Annotated in this window: 19 protein-coding genes; 15 read left to right on the top strand and 4 right to left on the bottom strand. The window is 62.0% G+C overall.

Going from position 1 to position 17,057, the window contains the following annotated elements; all coding sequences use genetic code 11:
• Positions 1-79 precede the first annotated feature (79 nt).
• The 13 genes from cobO to AC07OV_RS15890 all read left to right on the top strand — a co-directional run bounded on the left by cobO (position 80) and on the right by AC07OV_RS15890 (position 11,425).
• Complete coding sequence (cobO, locus tag AC07OV_RS15830) at positions 80-691, top strand: cob(I)yrinic acid a,c-diamide adenosyltransferase (RefSeq protein WP_025855821.1); 612 nt, start codon at positions 80-82, stop codon at positions 689-691.
• Positions 688-2,079, top strand: coding sequence for a cobyrinic acid a,c-diamide synthase CobB (locus tag AC07OV_RS15835; protein WP_495092538.1), 1,392 nt, complete (start codon positions 688-690; stop codon positions 2,077-2,079). Before cobO ends, AC07OV_RS15835 begins: the two co-directional genes overlap by 4 nt.
• Positions 2,076-2,726: a 5,6-dimethylbenzimidazole synthase gene (bluB, locus tag AC07OV_RS15840; protein WP_176996232.1), complete on the top strand. Its 651-nt coding sequence runs from the start codon at positions 2,076-2,078 to the stop codon at positions 2,724-2,726. The genes AC07OV_RS15835 and bluB overlap by 4 nt, the downstream gene beginning before the upstream one ends.
• Positions 2,723-3,631 (top strand): adenosylcobinamide-phosphate synthase CbiB, encoded by a 909-nt coding sequence (cbiB, locus tag AC07OV_RS15845; protein WP_495092539.1) that lies wholly within the window; start codon positions 2,723-2,725, stop codon positions 3,629-3,631. Before bluB ends, cbiB begins: the two co-directional genes overlap by 4 nt.
• Positions 3,624-4,613, top strand: coding sequence for a threonine-phosphate decarboxylase CobD (cobD, locus tag AC07OV_RS15850; RefSeq protein WP_494997559.1), 990 nt, complete (start codon positions 3,624-3,626; stop codon positions 4,611-4,613). Before cbiB ends, cobD begins: the two co-directional genes overlap by 8 nt.
• Entirely contained in the window at positions 4,610-6,061 is a 1,452-nt protein-coding gene (locus AC07OV_RS15855; protein ID WP_495092540.1) for a cobyric acid synthase, read from the top strand. The genes cobD and AC07OV_RS15855 overlap by 4 nt, the downstream gene beginning before the upstream one ends.
• Before the next feature lie 76 nt (positions 6,062-6,137).
• Complete coding sequence (gene cobU, locus AC07OV_RS15860; RefSeq protein ID WP_495092541.1) at positions 6,138-6,659, top strand: bifunctional adenosylcobinamide kinase/adenosylcobinamide-phosphate guanylyltransferase; 522 nt, start codon at positions 6,138-6,140, stop codon at positions 6,657-6,659.
• The gene (gene cobT / locus AC07OV_RS15865; protein ID WP_495092542.1) at positions 6,656-7,711 is read left to right on the top strand and encodes a nicotinate-nucleotide--dimethylbenzimidazole phosphoribosyltransferase; all 1,056 of its coding nucleotides are present in this window, start codon (positions 6,656-6,658) and stop codon (positions 7,709-7,711) included. Before cobU ends, cobT begins: the two co-directional genes overlap by 4 nt.
• A complete protein-coding gene (gene cobC, locus AC07OV_RS15870; RefSeq protein ID WP_495092543.1) occupies positions 7,708-8,283 on the top strand; it encodes an alpha-ribazole phosphatase family protein in 576 nt (191 codons plus the stop codon). Before cobT ends, cobC begins: the two co-directional genes overlap by 4 nt.
• 2 nt (positions 8,284-8,285) lie before the next feature.
• Entirely contained in the window at positions 8,286-9,014 is a 729-nt protein-coding gene (locus AC07OV_RS15875; protein ID WP_495092544.1) for an adenosylcobinamide-GDP ribazoletransferase, read from the top strand.
• A 42-nt stretch (positions 9,015-9,056) separates the two neighbouring features.
• Positions 9,057-9,461 (top strand): MarR family winged helix-turn-helix transcriptional regulator, encoded by a 405-nt coding sequence (locus AC07OV_RS15880; RefSeq protein WP_494997553.1) that lies wholly within the window; start codon positions 9,057-9,059, stop codon positions 9,459-9,461.
• Between the two features lie 53 nt (positions 9,462-9,514).
• A complete protein-coding gene (locus tag AC07OV_RS15885) occupies positions 9,515-10,723 on the top strand; it encodes an MFS transporter (RefSeq protein WP_494997552.1) in 1,209 nt (402 codons plus the stop codon).
• Positions 10,724-10,873: 150 nt separating this feature from the next.
• Complete coding sequence (locus tag AC07OV_RS15890) at positions 10,874-11,425, top strand: glutathione peroxidase (protein ID WP_495092545.1); 552 nt, start codon at positions 10,874-10,876, stop codon at positions 11,423-11,425.
• A gap of 65 nt (positions 11,426-11,490) precedes the next feature.
• Here AC07OV_RS15890 and AC07OV_RS15895 read toward each other — a convergent pair whose 3' ends face one another.
• The 4 genes from AC07OV_RS15895 to AC07OV_RS15910 all read right to left on the bottom strand — a co-directional run bounded on the left by AC07OV_RS15895 (position 11,491) and on the right by AC07OV_RS15910 (position 14,659).
• On the bottom strand, positions 11,491-12,777 hold the full coding sequence (locus tag AC07OV_RS15895; protein WP_494997550.1) for an OmpP1/FadL family transporter: 1,287 nt from the start codon (positions 12,775-12,777) through the stop codon (positions 11,491-11,493).
• Between the two features lie 146 nt (positions 12,778-12,923).
• Positions 12,924-13,406, bottom strand: coding sequence for a hypothetical protein (locus AC07OV_RS15900; protein ID WP_176996221.1), 483 nt, complete (start codon positions 13,404-13,406; stop codon positions 12,924-12,926).
• A gap of 278 nt (positions 13,407-13,684) precedes the next feature.
• Complete coding sequence (locus tag AC07OV_RS15905; protein ID WP_005790139.1) at positions 13,685-13,909, bottom strand: hypothetical protein; 225 nt, start codon at positions 13,907-13,909, stop codon at positions 13,685-13,687.
• 444 nt (positions 13,910-14,353) lie between these two features.
• Positions 14,354-14,659, bottom strand: a complete 306-nt coding sequence (locus AC07OV_RS15910; protein ID WP_176996220.1) for a hypothetical protein — start codon at positions 14,657-14,659, stop codon at positions 14,354-14,356.
• A gap of 458 nt (positions 14,660-15,117) precedes the next feature.
• Here AC07OV_RS15910 and AC07OV_RS15915 point away from each other — a divergent pair, with 458 nt between their 5' ends.
• Positions 15,118-15,441, top strand: a complete 324-nt coding sequence (locus tag AC07OV_RS15915) for an SEL1-like repeat protein (RefSeq protein ID WP_025855837.1) — start codon at positions 15,118-15,120, stop codon at positions 15,439-15,441.
• Positions 15,442-15,502: 61 nt separating this feature from the next.
• Positions 15,503-16,981, top strand: a complete 1,479-nt coding sequence (locus AC07OV_RS15920; protein ID WP_372339899.1) for a DNA recombination protein RmuC — start codon at positions 15,503-15,505, stop codon at positions 16,979-16,981.
• Positions 16,982-17,057 lie beyond the last annotated feature (76 nt).

Below are 17,057 nucleotides of genomic sequence, written 5' to 3' on the forward strand. Positions count from 1 at the left end.
TCACGGTGGGCGATGCTTGGCTGTCTGTATTGTCTTTTTCCTGCCCGCCGTTTTTGTCCAGCCCCAACGGAGAGCTGCCATGACCGATTCCCCCGACCGCGACGAACGCCACCTGGCGCGCATGCTGCGCAAAAAAGCCGTGATCGACGAGCGCATCGCCAACTCCCCCAATGAATGTGGTTTGCTGCTGGTATTGACCGGCAACGGCAAAGGCAAGAGCAGTTCCGCATTCGGCATGCTGGCCCGGGCCATGGGCCACGGCATGCAGTGCGGCGTGGTGCAGTTCATCAAAGGGCGTAACAGCACCGGTGAAGAGTTGTTCTTCCGCCGCTTCCCCGAGCAAGTGCGTTTCCACGTCATGGGCGAAGGCTTCACCTGGGAAACCCAGGACCGCCAGCGCGACATCGCCGCCGCCGAAGCCGCTTGGGCGGTGTCCCGCGAACTGCTGCAAGACCCGGCCATCGGCCTGGTGGTGCTGGATGAGCTGAATATCGCCCTCAAGCACGGCTACCTCGACCTGGACCAGGTGCTCAGCGACCTGCAAGCCCGCCCGCCGATGCAACACGTGGTCGTCACCGGTCGTGGCGCCAAACCCGAATTGATCGAAATGGGCGACACCGTCACCGAAATGGGCATGCTCAAGCACGCGTTCCAGGCCGGTATCAAGGCACAGAAGGGCGTCGAACTTTGAATCAGCCCCGTCATTGCCCGGCCGTCTTGATCGCCGCACCGGCGTCCGGCCAGGGCAAAACCACCGTCACCGCTGCGCTGGCCCGGTTGCACCGCAACCTGGGGCGCAAGGTGCGTGTGTTCAAATGCGGTCCGGACTTCCTCGACCCGATGGTCCATGAGCGCGCCAGTGGTGCGCCGGTTTATCAGCTGGACATGTGGATGGTGGGCGAGCAGGAAAGTCGCCGCCTGTTGTGGGAAGCGGCCGGTGAAGCCGACCTGATCCTCATCGAAGGCGTGATGGGCCTTTTCGACGGCACCCCCTCCAGCGCCGACCTGGCGCGGCACTTCGGCGTGCCGGTACTGGGCGTGATCGACGGCACCGCCATGGCCCAGACCTTCGGCGCCCTGGCCCTGGGCCTGGCGCGTTATCAGCCGGACCTGCCGTTTGCCGGCGTGCTGGCCAACCGCGTCGGCACCTTGCGCCACGCGCAACTGCTGGAAGGCAGCCTGACTGAAGGCCTGCGCTGGTATGGCGCATTGTCCCGTGAAACTGGCATCGAACTGCCCAGCCGACACCTGGGGCTGGTGCAAGCCAGCGAATTGAATGACCTCGATGTACGCCTGGACGCCGCCGCTCAAGCATTGGGCAGCAGTTGCGAAGTGGCCTTACCGCCTCCGGTAACCTTTGCCGCGCCCGAAGTGATCGTGGCCGAGCCGCTGTTGGAAGGCGTGCGTATTGCCGTGGCCCGCGACGAAGCCTTCGCCTTTACCTACGGCGCCAGCCTCGATCTGCTACGCGCGATGGGGGCCGAGTTGCACTTCTTCTCGCCGATCCATGACCACCAATTGCCAGACGCCGACAGTCTCTACCTGCCGGGTGGCTATCCGGAATTGCACCACCAGGCGCTGTCGCAAAACACCCCGATGCTCGACGCCATCCGCGCTCATCATGCTGCCGGCAAACCCTTGCTCGCCGAGTGCGGCGGCATGCTGTACCTGCTCGACTCGCTGACCGATGTCGAGGGTACCCGCGCCGAACTGGTGGGCCTGCTGCAAGGCGACGCCGTGATGCAAAAGAAACTCGCGGCCCTGGCCCTGCAGAATGTCGAGCTGCCCGAAGGCACGCTGCGCGGCCATACCTATCACCACTCCCTCACGACCACCGAGTGGCAGCCGATTGCCCGTGGCCTGAGCCCCAATGGTGGGCGTGGTGCCGAGGCGGTTTTCAGACAGGGGCGTATGACCGCGTCCTACGTACATTTCTATTTTCCATCCAATCCCGTGGCAGTGGCCGCCTTGTTTGCGCCAGACCAGGAAGCCGCCATCGCAGGCAAGCCAGCTCCCACAATGTACCGAGTTGAAACCCCATCCAATGTGGGAGCGGGCTTGCCCGCGAAGAGGCCATGACTGACAACGCCTTCCCCGAAGCCGACCGCGATGCCATCTACCGCGCCATCGCCGAACGCCGCGACATGCGCCATTTCAGCGGTGGCACCGTCGCCCCTGAATTGCTGCACCGTTTGCTCCAGGCTGCCCATCAGGCCCCCAGCGTCGGCCTGATGCAACCCTGGCGCTTTATCCGTATCAGCGACCGCCAACTGCGTGGGCAGATTCAACAACTGGTGGAAGAAGAGCGCGTACGCACCGCCGAGGCGTTGGGCGAACGCTCTGATGAGTTCATGAAACTCAAGGTCGAAGGCATTCACGACTGCGCCGAAGTGCTGGTCGCGGCGTTGATGGATGACCGCGAGCGCCACATCTTCGGCCGTCGCACTTTGCCGGAAATGGACATGGCCTCGCTGTCCTGTGCCATCCAGAACCTGTGGCTCGCCGCCCGCGCCGAAGGCTTGGGCATGGGCTGGGTCTCGCTGTTTGAACCCCAGGCCCTGGCCGATCTGCTGGGCTTGCCGCCTGGCGCAAAACCTTTGGCGGTGCTGTGCCTGGGGCCGGTGGCCGAGTTCTATCCGGCACCGATGTTGCAGCTCGAAGGCTGGACCGAGCCTCGGCCGCTGAGTGACATGTTGTATGAGAATGCGTGGGGAGTGAGTCAATGAGTGTGGCCTTGCTGTGTGTCGCTGCGGTGGCGCTGGATGCGCTGCTGGGCGAGCCCAGGCGCCGGCATCCACTGGTGGCGTTCGGCAATTTTGCCGGGCGCATCGAGCAGCGTTTCAACACCGGTGGGCGCGGTTGGCGCAGCCATGGCGTGACTGCGTGGTTTATCGCAGTAGTGCCGTTGACCCTGCTGGCCACGGCGCTGTCGTGGGCGCCGTATATCGGTTGGGTACTGGAAATCCTCGCGCTGTACTGCGCCCTCGGCATGCGCAGCCTCGGTGAGCATGTGATTCCGGTGGCGCAGGCCCTGCGCAGCGATGACCTGGACGAAGCGCGCAAACGCGTCAGCTACCTGGTGAGCCGCCAGACCAGTGAATTGGACAGCACCGAAGTCGCCCGCGCCGCTACCGAATCGGTGCTGGAGAACGGCAGCGACGCGGTGTTTGCCGCGCTGTTCTGGTTTGTGGTGGCCGGTGTGCCGGGCGTGGTGCTCTACCGCTTGAGCAACACCCTCGATGCCATGTGGGGTTATCGCAACGAACGCTTCGAACGTTTCGGTTGGGCAGCGGCCAAGATCGACGACGTGCTCAACTACATTCCCGCACGCCTGGTGGCGTTGACCTACGCCGTGCTCGGCAAGACCCGCCTGGCCCTCAAATGCTGGCGCACCCAGGGCCCGACCTGGGACAGCCCCAACGCCGGCCCGGTGATGGCGGCGGGTGCTGGCGCCCTGGGTGTGGAGTTGGGCGGCGCTGCGATCTATCACGGCGAAGTGCACCATCGCCCGCAATTGGGCGAAGGCCCGGCGGCGGGTGCCGATTCCATCGACCGGGGCTGGCAACTGGTGCAGCGCGGCGTATGGTTGTGGCTGCTGATCCTGTGCGCGGGGGCGCAATTCTATGCTTGAACACGGTGGCCGGCTGCGCAAGGCAGCGATTCAGTACGGGATTGCCGAAGCCGACTGGCTCGACCTGTCCAGCGGCCTCGCGCCCTGGCCGTGGCCGATCCCGGAGATCCCGTTGCGCGCCTGGGCACGCTTGCCCGAAACCGATGACGGCCTGGAGCAAGCCGCCAGCGAATACTACGGCGCTGCGCACCTGTTGCCGGTGCCCGGTTCCCAGGCGGCCATCCAGTTGCTGCCACGCCTGCGCCGTGCCGGCAAAGTCGGCGTGTTGTCGCCGTGCTATGCCGAACACGCCGAAGCCTGGCGTCGCGCCGGCTATGTGGTGCGCGAGGTGCAGGAGCAGGAAGTCGACTTCTTCCTCGACGGCCTCGACGTGCTGGTGGTGGTCAACCCCAACAACCCCACCGGCCTGAGCCTGTCGCCGCAACGCCTGCTGGACTGGCATTCGCGATTGGCCCAGCGCGGCGGTTGGCTAGTGGTGGATGAAGCCTTCATGGACGTCACCCCTCAATTGAGCCTGGCGGGCCAGGCCCACCAGGTTGGCCTGATCGTGTTGCGCTCGTTTGGCAAATTCTTCGGCCTGGCCGGAGTGCGGCTGGGCTTTGTGCTGGCCGAGCGCAAGCTGCTCAAGTTGCTGGCCGAACAGGTCGGCCCCTGGGCAGTCAGCGGGCCAACGCGCGTGTTGGGTCAGGTGTGCCTGCGCGACACTGCCGGCCAGGCCCGGCAACGCACGCGTTGCATCGAGGCGGGCCGACGTCTGTTTGCCTTGCTCGAGCGCCACGGCTTTCAGCCCCAGGGCGGCTGCGCGTTGTTTCAATGGTTGATCACGCCCCACGCTGAACGCATGCACGAATTCATGGCCCAGCGCGGCATTCTGCTGCGGCTGTTTGTCCATGACAGCAGCCTGCGCTTCGGCTTGCCCGACACCGAGGCCGACTGGTTGCGCCTCGATGAGGCCCTGGCCGCCTACAAGGAAGCTTCATGAGTACATTGATGGTGCAGGGCACCACGTCCGATGCCGGTAAAAGCACCCTGGTGACCGCCTTGTGCCGCTGGTTGGTCCGCCAAGGGGTGGCGGTCGCACCGTTCAAACCGCAGAACATGGCGCTCAACAGCGCCGTGACCGCCGAGGGCGGCGAGATCGGTCGCGCCCAGGCCGTGCAGGCTCAGGCCGCCAACCTGCCACCCCACACCGACATGAACCCGGTGTTGCTCAAGCCCAACAGCGACACCGGCTCCCAGGTGATCATCCATGGCCGCGCGGTCACCAGCATGAACGCCGTCGCCTATCACGACTACAAAGCCATCGCGATGCAGGCGGTGCTGGCCTCGCACGCGCGGTTGAGCCAAGCCTACCCGGTGGTGATGGTGGAAGGCGCCGGCTCCCCGGCAGAGATCAACCTGCGCGCCAATGACATCGCCAACATGGGCTTCGCCGAAGCCGTGGACTGCCCGGTGCTGCTCATCGCCGACATCAATCGCGGCGGCGTGTTTGCCCACTTGGTCGGCACGCTGGAGTTGCTGTCGCCCACCGAGCAAGCGCGGGTAAAGGGCTTCATCATCAACCGTTTTCGTGGCGATATTGCCTTGTTGCAGCCGGGCCTGGATTGGCTGGAGGCGCGCACCGGCAAACCGGTGGTGGGCGTTTTGCCCTATGTGATGGATTTGCACCTGGAAGCCGAGGACGGTATCGACCGGCGCCAGATCGACAAGGCTGCGCAGGTGCTCAAGGTAGTGGTGCCGGTGCTGCCGCGTATCAGCAACCACACGGATTTCGACCCGCTGCGCCTGCATCCCCAAGTGGACTTGCAGTTCGTCGGCCCGGGCCAGCCTATTCCCGCTGCCGACCTGATTATTTTGCCGGGCTCCAAAAGCGTGCGCGCCGACTTGGCGTACCTGCGTGCCAATGGCTGGGACAGCGCCCTGGCGCGGCATCTGCGTTACGGCGGCAAGGTGCTCGGCATCTGCGGCGGCTTGCAGATGCTCGGTGAGCAGGTGCATGACCCGCTGGGCCTGGAAGGGCCTGCCGGTTCCAGCGAAGGGCTGGGTCTGTTGGCGTTCAGTACGACCCTCGAAGAAGAAAAACAGCTGCGCAACGTTCGTGGCCGTTTGCTGCTTGAAGACGCCGAGGTCAGCGGCTATGAGATTCACGCCGGCGTTACGACGGGCGATGCCCTGTTGCACGCCGCCGTGCGACTGGACGATGGCCGCAGCGACGGCGCCAGGAGCGCGGACGGGCAAATCCTCGGCACCTACCTGCACGGGCTGTTTGAAACCCCGGCGGCGTGCAGCGCCTTGCTGCGCTGGGCCGGGCTGGTGGATGTGCAGGAGGTGGATTACCACGCGCTGCGCGAACGTGATATCGATCGCCTGGCGGACCTGGTGGAAAACCATCTGGATACCGAGTTGCTGCGCACGCTATGTGGAATCTGACCATGCGACTGCGAACCTCCTCGTGCATTAACGTTGACGATCATCGCCGGCAAGCCGGCTCCTACAGGTTTGCAGCATGCATCAACTGATTTTGGGTGGTGCCCGCTCCGGCAAAAGCCGCCTGGCCGAAAAACTCGCCAGCGACAGTGGCCTGCCGGTCACCTACATCGCCACCAGCCAGCCCCTGGATGGTGAGATGAATGCGCGTGTCGCGCTGCATCGCCAGCGTCGCCCCGACCACTGGAGCCTGGTCGAAGAACCGCTTGAACTGGCGCGCGTCCTGCGGGAAAACGCAGCCGCTGGGCAATGCCTGCTGGTGGACTGCCTGACCCTGTGGCTGACCAACCTGCTGATGCTCGAAGACGGCGAGCGCCTGGCGATCGAGCGCGACCAACTGCTGGACACCCTGGCGTCGTTGCCGGGTGAAATCATTTTTGTCAGCAACGAGACCGGTCTGGGTGTCGTGCCGCTGGGCGAATTGACTCGCCGCTATGTGGATGAAGCCGGTTGGCTGCATCAAGCCTTGGCCGAGCAGTGTCAGCGCGTTGTCCTGACGGTCGCCGGCCTGCCCCTGACTTTGAAAGGTACTGCGTTATGACTGACACCTGGTGGCTCAACCCCTGCAAAACCATCGACGCCTCGGCGCACGCTCAAGCGCTGGCGCGCCAGCAGCAATTGACCAAACCGGCCGGTTCCCTCGGCCAACTGGAAGCCTTGGCGGTGCAATTGGCCGGCTTGCAGGGCACGGTCAAGCCGTCGGTGGATTCACTGTGGATCGCGATCTTTGCCGGTGACCATGGGGTGGTGGCGGAGGGCGTGTCGGCTTTCCCGCAGGAAGTTACCGGGCAGATGCTGCACAACTTTGTCACCGGCGGTGCGGCCATCAGCGTATTGGCGCGGCAACTGGATGCGCAGTTGGAAGTGGTCGATCTGGGCACGGTGACGCCTGCGCTGAACCTGCCGGGCGTGCGCCATCTGAACATCGGTGCGGGCACTGCCAATTTCGTCAACGGCCCGGCGATGACCGAGGTTCAAGGACGGCTCGCCCTGCAAGCCGGCCGCGACAGCGCACGCCGTGCGCTGGAAAGCGGCGCCCAGCTGTTTATTGGCGGTGAGATGGGGATCGGCAACACCACGGCGGCAAGCGCGCTGGCGTGTGCATTGCTGGCCTGCCAGGTCAGCGACCTGACAGGCCCGGGCACCGGCTTGAACGCCCAGGGCGTGAGCCACAAGGTGGCGGTGATCGAGCGTGCATTGGCCCTTCATGCGGGGCAGCGCGGCGATGCGTTGCAGACCCTCTTCAACCTGGGTGGTTTTGAAATCGCCGCGTTGGTCGGCGCTTACCTGGCCTGTGCCCAGGAAGGCATCGTGGTGCTGGTGGACGGGTTTATCTGCAGCGTGGCGGCGTTGGTCGCTACTCGCCTGAACCCGGCATGTCGCGAGTGGCTGGTGTTTGGCCATCGTGGGGCCGAACCGGGCCATCGTCATGTGCTGCAAAGCCTTGAGGCGCAGCCGCTGCTGGAACTAGGCCTGCGTCTGGGCGAGGGCAGCGGTGCGGCGCTGGCGGTGCCGTTGTTGCGCCTGGCGTGTGCGTTGCACGGGCAGATGGCGACCTTCGCCGAAGCCGCCGTGGCTGACCGCCCGGCATGACCTTGCACCTGGACCTGCTGCGTCACGGCGAAACCGAACTGGGTGGCGGCCTGCGCGGCAGCCTTGACGACGCACTGACGGCCAATGGCTGGGCGCAGATGCGTGCCGCCGTGTTGCAGCAAGGGCCCTGGGACCGTTTGGTCAGCTCGCCGCTGCAACGCTGTGCGCGTTTTGCCGAGGAATTGGGCGAACGCCTGAACCTGCCGGTGAGTCTGGAGAAGGACCTGCAAGAGCTGCACTTCGGCGCCTGGGAAGGGCAGAGTGCTGCGACGTTGATGGAAACCGATGCTGAAGGGCTCGGGCTGTTCTGGGCCGATCCTTATGGCTTCACGCCGCCTGATGGGGAGCCGGTGAGTGACTTTTCCCACCGGGTCCTGGGCGCTGTCGCACGCTTGCATCAGGCGTATGCCGGGCAGCGTGTGTTGTTGATCAGCCATGGTGGGGTCATGCGTTTGCTGTTGGCGCAGGCGCGGGGTTTGCCTCGCGAACAGTTGCTGAATGTTGAAGTCGGCCACGGTGGGTTGTTCCGCCTACAGGTCACGGCAGGCGGTCAACTCAAGGAAGTGGGGTAAACATGCTGCCGTTCTGGATCGCCTTGCAATTTCTCAGCAGCCTGCCGATTCGTCTGCCGGGCATGCCGCAGCCTCGGGAAATGGGGCGTTCACTGCTGTTTTATCCGGTGGTCGGCTTGCTGTTCGGTGTGTTGCTGTGGGGGGGGAATACGGCGCTGATGGGCGCGCCACTGTTGTTGCACGCCGCGTTGTTGCTGACCGCCTGGGTGCTGCTCAGCGGTGGTTTGCACCTGGACGGTTTGGCCGACAGCGCCGACGCCTGGCTCGGCGGCTTCGGTGACCGCGAGCGTACGCTCACGATCATGAAGGACCCGCGCAGCGGGCCGATCGCCGTGGTCACACTGGGGCTGGTGTTGTTGCTCAAGTTCACCGCGCTGGTGGCGTTGATCGAGCAACACAACGGCGCGGCGCTGATCCTGGCTCCGCTGATCGGGCGCGCATCGCTGTTGGCGTTGTTCCTCACCACGCGCTACGTGCGGGTCGGTGGATTGGGCCAGGCGCTGTCGGATCATTTACCCAGGCTTGTCGGTCAACAGGTGCTGATCCTCAGCGGCTTGGGGTGCATCCTGATCGGTGGTTTCAGCGGCGGGATTGCCGTGCTGCTCGCTGCCCTATGCTTCATGGGGCTACGCCAATTGATGGTCAATCGCCTCGGTGGCACCACCGGAGACACAGCCGGCGCGCTGCTGGAGCTACTGGAAGTGGCAGTGTTGGTCGGCTTGGCCCTGTAACACTTTCTTGCATTTCCTTAATCCCGGGTATATACACGCTCCATGCTTGCCTCCCAATGTTTATGCACAAACCTGCGTCGCGCCGCCCGTGGCGTCAGCAGGTATTACGACGGCGCTCTCGACGGCTTCGGGATCAACGTTGCCCAGTATTCTTTGCTGTGCAACTTGCAACGCCTCGACCAGCCGAGTATTTCCAGCCTGGCCGAAGCCATGGGCCTGGACCGCAGCACCCTGGGGCGAAACCTGCGGGTGCTGGAAGGTGAGGGCTTGGTGCAGATGGTTGAAGGTGATGACTTGCGCAACCGTCTGGTGTTGTTGACGGACGCTGGCATCGAACGGCTGGCGGCGGCGTTGCCGGCGTGGGAAGCGGCACAGCAGAAATTGATCGATCAACTGGGCGCGGAAAAGCGCGAAACCCTGTTGGCCTTGCTGGACGAACTCGCTTGAAGGCGAGTTTGTTCGAACACAAGCGGGTATATACCCGCGGCGGAGAATAAGAAATGACCTCGATGTGGCGCACCAGTGGCTGGGTTCTTTTGGGGAGTGCGCTGATCCTGGCGTTGTCCTTGGGCGTGCGGCACGGCTTCGGCCTGTTCCTGGCACCCATGAGCAGCGAATTTGGCTGGGGTCGCGAAACCTTTGCTTTCGCTATCGCCTTGCAGAACCTGATCTGGGGCCTGGCGCAGCCGTTTACCGGTGCCCTGGCCGACCGCTTTGGCGCGACCAAGGCGGTGTTTGTCGGGGGCGTGCTGTACGCCGCAGGCCTGGTGTTGATGGGCATGTCCGACTCGGCGTGGTCGTTGTCCCTGAGTGCCGGCTTGTTGATCGGTATCGGCCTTTCCGGCACATCGTTCTCGGTCATTCTGGGCGTGGTGGGGCGCGCCGTGCCTCCTGAAAAACGCAGCATGGCCATGGGTATTGCCAGCGCGGCCGGTTCTTTCGGCCAGTTCGCCATGGTGCCGGGCACCCTCGGTTTGATCGGCTGGCTGGGCTGGTCGGCGGCGCTGTTGGCGCTGGGCATGATGGTCGCGCTGATCCTGCCGTTGGTGGCCATGCTCAAGGACCGGCCGCTGCCGGTGGTGGTCGGTCAGCAGACGATGCGCGAAGCCTTGAAGGAGGCCTGCTCCCATTCCGGGTTCTGGCTGCTGGCCTTCGGCTTTTTCGTGTGTGGTTTCCAGGTGGTGTTTATCGGCGTGCACCTGCCAGCGTACCTGGTTGACCAACACCTGCCCGCGACTGTCGGCACCACGGTGTTGGCATTGATCGGCCTGTTCAACGTGTTCGGCACCTACACCGCCGGCTGGCTGGGCGGGCGCATGTCCAAGCCGCGCTTGCTGACTGGGTTGTACCTGCTGCGCGCGGTGGTGATCGTGTTGTTCCTGTGGGCCCCGGTGACCGAAGTCACGGCCTACCTGTTCGGCATGGCCATGGGCTTCCTGTGGCTGTCCACCGTGCCGCTGACCAACGGTACGGTTGCGACGTTGTTTGGTGTGCGAAACCTCTCGATGCTCGGGGGGATCGTGTTCCTGTTCCACCAGTTGGGTTCGTTCCTCGGCGGCTGGTTGGGCGGGGTGGTCTATGATCGAACCGGCAACTACGATCTGATCTGGCAGGTGGCGATCCTGCTGAGCCTGCTCGCTGCTGCGTTGAACTGGCCGGTGCGTGAGCGTCCGGTGGCGCGCTTGCAAACCCAACTGGAGGCGGCATGAATGTAGCATTGCGGTTCCTGCTGCCGGTGGCGGCCATGCTGTTGCTGCTCCTCGCGTGGTGGGGCTGGCAGCACGGTGGGTTGGCGTTGATGCAACTGGGTATGTCGATCTGTTAAGTTCAGTGCCTGAACTCTTGCAAGGACACCCCACATGCTGAAGCGTTGGCTCGCTGTACCCGTCCTGATGGCTGCGTTTGGCGGCGTGGCCATGGCCGCTGATTGCCCGCCGTTGCTGGAAGGCCAACTGCCCAAGTTGCGCGCCAAGGAATCCATCGACCTGTGCCAGCACTTCGCCGGCAAGCCGTTGGTGATCGTCAATACCGCCAGCTTCTGTGGTTTTGCGCCGCAGTTCAAAGGTCTTGAAGCCCTGTACCAACGTTACAAGAGTCAGGGATTGGAAGTGATTGGTGTGCCGTCCGATGACTTCAAGCAGGAAGCCAAGACCGGCGAAGAGACGGCCAAGGTCTGTTATGTGAACTACGGCGTGACCTTCACCATGACCGAGCCGCAGAGGGTCAAAGGCCCGGATGCAGTGCATCTGTTCAAGGTCCTGGCGCAGCAGACCAGTGCGCCGAAGTGGAATTTCTACAAGTACGTGGTGGATCGCCAGGGCAAGGTGATTGCCAATTTCTCCAGCCTGACCAAGCCGGACAGCCCGGAGCTGATCAAGGCGGTTGAGCAGGCACTGGCTTCAAAGCCCTGATCATCGACCACTAAAAAGCCCCGCTTCCTTTGCAGGAAAGCGGGGCTTTTTTACACCGGTCTGAATCAGAAGGTGTAGGTCATGCCCAGGCCGAAACCGTTGGCACTGTTTTCGTATTTGGCGCGGTAGCTGGCCGTCGACGGAGCGGCAGCAGTCTGATTGACCTTGACGTCTTCTTCCTTCAGGTAGGAGTAAGCAAGGTCGATGGTCATGTTATCCATGACTTTGTAGCCCAGGCCCACGCTGAAGATTGTACGGTCACCGGTAGGAATGCGCGGCGAACGATCAGTGTTGTTGGTAGGCGACTGGTCGAACGTCAGACCCGTACGCAGCACCACCTGTTTGGTCAACTGGTACGAAGTACCCACGGCGTAGGCCCAGGTGTCGTGCCAGTCCTGTTTCTCGGTGATCGCCGTCAGCTGGCTTGGTGCCAGGCCACCGCCTGCAGCAGCGGTCACACCTTCGTTATTGACGGTGATTTCCTTCAGGCGGCTCCAGCGTGTCCAAGTGGCACCACCGTACAGTTTCCAGGCGTCGGTCAGGTCTTGAGTGACCGACAGATCGTAGGACTCAGGCGTTTCGATTTTCAGCGAAGCGTCGTAACGGTTGTTGCGCAGGAACGGTTGAGTCGCCGCCGGACCGCTGACGGTGGTGTGGCCGTCCAGTTTGTAGTTGACCTTCGAGTGGTAGGTCAAGCCCACGCGTGTGGTATCGGTTGCTTGAACCAGCACGCCGACGTTGAAGCCCAGGGCAGTATCGTCACCCTTGATTTTGACATTGGTGTCGCTGACGGCAGGGTTGAGGGTCTTGTCCGACTCCAGCACACCGGAGATCCGGTTAATGGTCGGACCAAAGCCGATGGAAACCCGGTCGTTGAATGCATAGCTGACAGTCGGCTGGAAGGTGATGACCTTCACTTCGCTCTTGCTGCCGAAGCCACGGCCCTGGAAGCCGCTTTCATAGTCGGTCACCAGGCCGAACGGTGCGTAGACACCGAAGCCGATGGCCCACTGATCATTGAGTTTGTTGGTGTAGAAGCCAAATGGCACCGCGGTGAACGGAACCATGTCACCTTTGTTGGAACCGCGAGAGTTGCCGCCGGTGTCGCTGATGTCAGTCGAGGCATCAATGGCCGCAACACCGCCCGTGATTTGCTGGCCATTCAGGCGAGCCATACCGGCAGGGTTACCGTAAACAGTGCTTGCATCATCGGCAGAAGAAGAGCGACCTGCGAAACCCGTACCCATCCCGCTGACGCTCTGTTCGTTCAGCGCGAAACCACTTGCGAACAGTTGGGAGGATGCCATGGCAACGGCGAGGCTAAGTGTGGTCTTGAGCATTACTTTTTTCATTATTAGAACTCCGTGGTGATCACCGCTGCGGAAAGTAACAATAAATTTAAGTTCGCGCTATAGGCTGTAATGCAGGAGATAGAGCGGTTTTGTAGGACAATCCGACCAAAATCAACGTTTTTAGCCGAATCTTGCAAAACGCCTGATCAACAAGTGACCTGATTCATGGGTGAAACACAGGTTTGCCAGGCTTGAGTGAAATCGCGCAGCCTTCCTTGTGGATGAAAAATTTCTTTCCAGATACGCGCCATCGCCAGAACATCTCCAGGCGCAGGCAATGCACGGGTGTGCTGTTCGACCAGCAGCCAGGCGATGGCGGTGGCGTAACGCAGGTTGACGGTGAGCTCAAGTTGCGGCGCGCTGAGAAAGGCATGCTGGCTGGCCAGCCCCCGCACCAGGCTGGCGCGTTCGGGGTCCAGGGCCAGGTAGTCGTCCCAGAGTGCGCGGTGACGAGGTTCAGTGATGCTGTACAGGCCATGGCCACGCCGGTCGTGCAGGGCCGAGCCCAGTTCCGATTGGCTGGCAGCAATGCCCAGCAGCAAGGATTCGGCCGCTTGATCATCCCGACCCAGGTACTTCAGCGTGGGCCTGATCACATAACGACACAATTCGCTGGCAGCGATACCCATACAAGCCTCAATCCGTGAAAGTGGTCGACGAGGCCTGAGAGAGGGGGCTTGGCAGCAGTGGATCGGATCTCAGGCCCGTCGCAAGCGGATCATGCCGCTTGAGTTGAAGTGTAGTGTCATATTTGCGATGTAAAGGACTGTTTTTAAAACATCTTCCTCATTTAGTTATAACGTTTATATCTATTCGGCCTTAGTGCAAAAACTCAAACCTTGAATTTCAGGCAATAAAAAACCCTGCTTTTCAGGCAGGGTTTTTGGGTTTCAGCGACCTTGGTTGGTCAGGCAGTCAGAGCCTGACGGGTACGCTCGATCACGGCCTGCAGCGGTTCTGCGCTGGAGTATTGATCGGGGTACAGGCGTTCGCTGTGACGAGCGATGCCGTGTTCGTTGACCAGGGTGAAGCTGAAGCAGCCTTTGCGAGCGGCCATGATCAGGCAGTTCATTGGTGCAAAAGCGTTGGTGAGGGTGCGAATGGCATCCTGAGTGTGGATTTGAGCGTTCATGTTATGGGTGTTCCTACAAATGACACGGATTAAGAACCGTGCAACGTTAAAACGTTCCAGTAACGTTGATCACCATTGATCAAACGAAGAACCCGACTGGAACAAAGCAGCCAGTTTGAAGCGCTGATAAGTTAGGCGCGCTTGGGCTGGCAGGTAGGTACTTAGGAGGGCAGGCAACACAACAGGGGCAAAGGTTCTGGGCCCGGGGTGAAGATCCTGATCAATTTGCAGGTTGGTTCGGTCAGAGTATTGAGACTTCGCGACACCCTTTGCTTGTTCAAAGGCTGTGTCGTCGCAAGGCATACCTGGAAACCATCGAGGTGGTCGATCCCGTGTTGTTCAGGGGACGTGTTCGACCAGAATTGACTTTCAGCTTGGTACTAACGCGGCGGATGGTAACGGATTGAAACAAGGAAAGGAAGTGTGCTAGTCAAAATAATTCATTCAGGCACCCAGCAGCCCGCGATAGACCAGTACCGTGATTGCCGCGGCCAGCGAGCAGCCCAGCCCGTAGGCGGCCAGGGTCAGGCGCAGGGATTGGCCGGTTTCGACCACCTTCATCACATCGCGCATGTCGTTGATCCTGCCTTCGCCCAGCTCGATGCACAGGCTCACGGCAGTAAAGGCGGCCGACAGCAGGATGGCGATGGCGAACAATGCGCCGTCCGGGGAAGGCAGCACGGCATTGATGCCCAGCGAGATCACACAGACCGCCAGCAGCAGCAGGGCGAATAGCAGAATTCCTTTCATTGAGTCGCACAGGGTTGTGTGGTGGGTGAAGCAGTGTGGCGAGCCGGCGCGAATTTGAAAAGCACCTCGGTTTGGTCCGCCGGTAACATTTTTCCACCGTGTCGGATCAAAAAACGCCGATGATATAACCATCAGGTGGGTACTTGTGCACATTAGTTGCGGCGTGTGTAACCAAGCTGTCAAGTGCGATGAAGTGCCGCCAATTGCCTGCAATGGAAATTTAAGTCAATGAAAAATCTCGCTTTTTTTTATTGGTGAAAAAATCGTCAGTTTGACTGCGGCCCCCATTCCATGGGCCTTTGCGAGAGTTAAAGGGGGGTTGTCCACTGAGTTATCCACAGCTTCTGTGGATTGTCCCGAGCGCTTGCTCTAGAACGGGCGTGCAGGGTTTTTTCAGCTTTACCTGTGCGAAAAAAAGAGTAGAGTGGCGCGCCTTCCGTTCTGTCCCACAGTGCTTTATGAAGTTTCGCTCAGTATCACCTTCTGTTACCGACACTCCTCAAACTGTTACCGCCCCCAAGCGTTTCTCCTTGAAAGTTGCCTTGTGGTTGCTCGACAGCCCGCGCCTGGGCCATAACACCAACGTCAAACACTTCGCTGGGCGCTTGCTCAAGCAGCCGGCCCGTGAAGGCGTGGTGGCAGCCCAAAGCCGCCTGGGCCAATTGATGTGCCGTGAGTGCGGCAACGCCCGCGACCGCCGCATCGGCCACGACCTGCTGCGCCTGGCCGCCCGCGCCGGTGATCGCCGCGCCCAACGCGAGCTGGGCCAGGTCGAAGACTGAGCTGTCCTCGCGCCCCGCGCTTGGTTAACCTTGCACTTTTTCGGTAATGGCAGAAATGGCTATGGCTTTTGACTGGACCAGTATTGCCTTGGGTCTTGCTGGCGCAGCGGTGCCGTTGTTGGCTCTGTGCTGGCAGCTCCAGCAACGCCTGAGCGCACGCATGAGCGGTTGGGAGTTGCTCGAAGAGCGCCTGGCCATGGCGCAAATGGCCCAGGAAGGGCTGGCGGCCCAGTTGGATGCCAGCCGTGACGAGATCAGCGACCTGAGCCAGGCCAATGCCGCCAAGCAGGCTGATCTGGCCGCTGTGCGCCGCGAGGTCGAGCTGTTGCAGATCGACCGCGATAACGCCCGCGACGCGGCCCACGCCTGGAACCTCGACCGCAGCGCCAAGGACACCGAACTGCGCCGTCTCGACGCGCTGGCAGCGGCCCTGAGCGCCGAACTGCGCGAGCAGCAGGAAAGCCATCAACAACGCCTCACCGACCTGCAAGGTTCACGGGACGAGCTGCGCGCGCAGTTCGCTGAACTGGCCGGCAAGATCTTCGATGAGCGTGAGCAGCGTTTCGCCGAAACCAGCCAGGAACGCCTAGGGCAGCTGTTGGACCCTCTGAAGGAGCGCATTCAATCCTTTGAAAAGCGCGTCGAAGAGAGCTATCAGAACGAAGCCCGCGAGCGCTTTTCCCTGGCCAAGGAACTTGAACGCCTACAACAACTGAACCTGCGCCTGTCGGACGAAGCCACCAACCTGACCCGTGCCCTCAAGGGCCAGAAAACCCAGGGCAACTGGGGCGAGCTGATCCTTGAGCGCGTGCTGGAGCACGCCGGCCTGGAGAAGGGCCGCGAGTACCAGACCCAGGTCAGCCTCAAGGGCCCGGACGGCGAGCGTTTCCAGCCGGATGTGCTGATCATGCTGCCGGGCGACAAGCAGGTGGTGGTCGACTCCAAGGTCAGCCTCACGGCCTATCAACAGTATGTGGGCGCTGATGATGAGGTGATTGGCCAGGCAGCGCTCAAGCAGCACGTCTTATCCCTGCGCAATCACGTCAAAGGCCTGGCCGGCAAGGATTACAAACGCCTGGAAGGCCTGCACAGCCTGGATTTCGTGTTGCTGTTCGTGCCTATCGAGGCTGCGTTCTCCGCCGCGTTGCAAGCCGAGCCCAATCTGTTCCAGGAAGCCTTCGACCGCCATATCGTGATCGTCAGCCCCACCACCTTGCTCGCCACGCTGCGGGTGATCGACAGCCTGTGGAAGCAGGAACGGCAGAGCCAGAACGCCCGTGAAATCGCCGAGCGTGCCGGCTGGCTGTATGACAAGTTCGTGCTGTTTATCCAGGACCTGGATGAAGTGGGCAACCGCCTGCAGCAGTTGGACAAGGCCTACAGCGCTGCGCGAAACAAGCTGACCGATGGACGCGGAAACCTGGTCAGTCGCACCGAGCAATTGCGCTTGCTGGGCGCCCGTGCCAGCAAAAGCCTTCCCGCTGATCTGCTGGAACGTGCCATGACCGACGCCGACGGCGTCGCCCATCTCCCCGAATAAACAATGCGGTCGATGTGGGAGCGGGGGGGGGGGGGGGGGGGGGGGGGGGGGGGGGGGGGGGGGGGGGGGGGGGGGG

The organism is Pseudomonas sp. GW821-FHT09A09, from assembly GCF_059418405.1.

Coding starts and splice junctions, on each gene's coding strand:
- cobO (WP_025855821.1), top strand. CDS start 80: ATGACCGATTCCCCCGACCGCGACGAACGCCACCTGGCGCGCATGCTG.
- bluB (WP_176996232.1), top strand. CDS start 2,076: ATGACTGACAACGCCTTCCCCGAAGCCGACCGCGATGCCATCTACCGC.
- cbiB (WP_495092539.1), top strand. CDS start 2,723: ATGAGTGTGGCCTTGCTGTGTGTCGCTGCGGTGGCGCTGGATGCGCTG.
- cobD (WP_494997559.1), top strand. CDS start 3,624: ATGCTTGAACACGGTGGCCGGCTGCGCAAGGCAGCGATTCAGTACGGG.
- AC07OV_RS15855 (WP_495092540.1), top strand. CDS start 4,610: ATGAGTACATTGATGGTGCAGGGCACCACGTCCGATGCCGGTAAAAGC.
- cobU (WP_495092541.1), top strand. CDS start 6,138: ATGCATCAACTGATTTTGGGTGGTGCCCGCTCCGGCAAAAGCCGCCTG.
- cobT (WP_495092542.1), top strand. CDS start 6,656: ATGACTGACACCTGGTGGCTCAACCCCTGCAAAACCATCGACGCCTCG.
- cobC (WP_495092543.1), top strand. CDS start 7,708: ATGACCTTGCACCTGGACCTGCTGCGTCACGGCGAAACCGAACTGGGT.
- AC07OV_RS15875 (WP_495092544.1), top strand. CDS start 8,286: ATGCTGCCGTTCTGGATCGCCTTGCAATTTCTCAGCAGCCTGCCGATT.
- AC07OV_RS15880 (WP_494997553.1), top strand. CDS start 9,057: ATGCTTGCCTCCCAATGTTTATGCACAAACCTGCGTCGCGCCGCCCGT.
- AC07OV_RS15885 (WP_494997552.1), top strand. CDS start 9,515: ATGACCTCGATGTGGCGCACCAGTGGCTGGGTTCTTTTGGGGAGTGCG.
- AC07OV_RS15890 (WP_495092545.1), top strand. CDS start 10,874: ATGCTGAAGCGTTGGCTCGCTGTACCCGTCCTGATGGCTGCGTTTGGC.
- AC07OV_RS15895 (WP_494997550.1), bottom strand. CDS start 12,777: ATGAAAAAAGTAATGCTCAAGACCACACTTAGCCTCGCCGTTGCCATG.
- AC07OV_RS15900 (WP_176996221.1), bottom strand. CDS start 13,406: ATGGGTATCGCTGCCAGCGAATTGTGTCGTTATGTGATCAGGCCCACG.
- AC07OV_RS15905 (WP_005790139.1), bottom strand. CDS start 13,909: ATGAACGCTCAAATCCACACTCAGGATGCCATTCGCACCCTCACCAAC.
- AC07OV_RS15910 (WP_176996220.1), bottom strand. CDS start 14,659: ATGAAAGGAATTCTGCTATTCGCCCTGCTGCTGCTGGCGGTCTGTGTG.
- AC07OV_RS15915 (WP_025855837.1), top strand. CDS start 15,118: ATGAAGTTTCGCTCAGTATCACCTTCTGTTACCGACACTCCTCAAACT.
- AC07OV_RS15920 (WP_372339899.1), top strand. CDS start 15,503: ATGGCTTTTGACTGGACCAGTATTGCCTTGGGTCTTGCTGGCGCAGCG.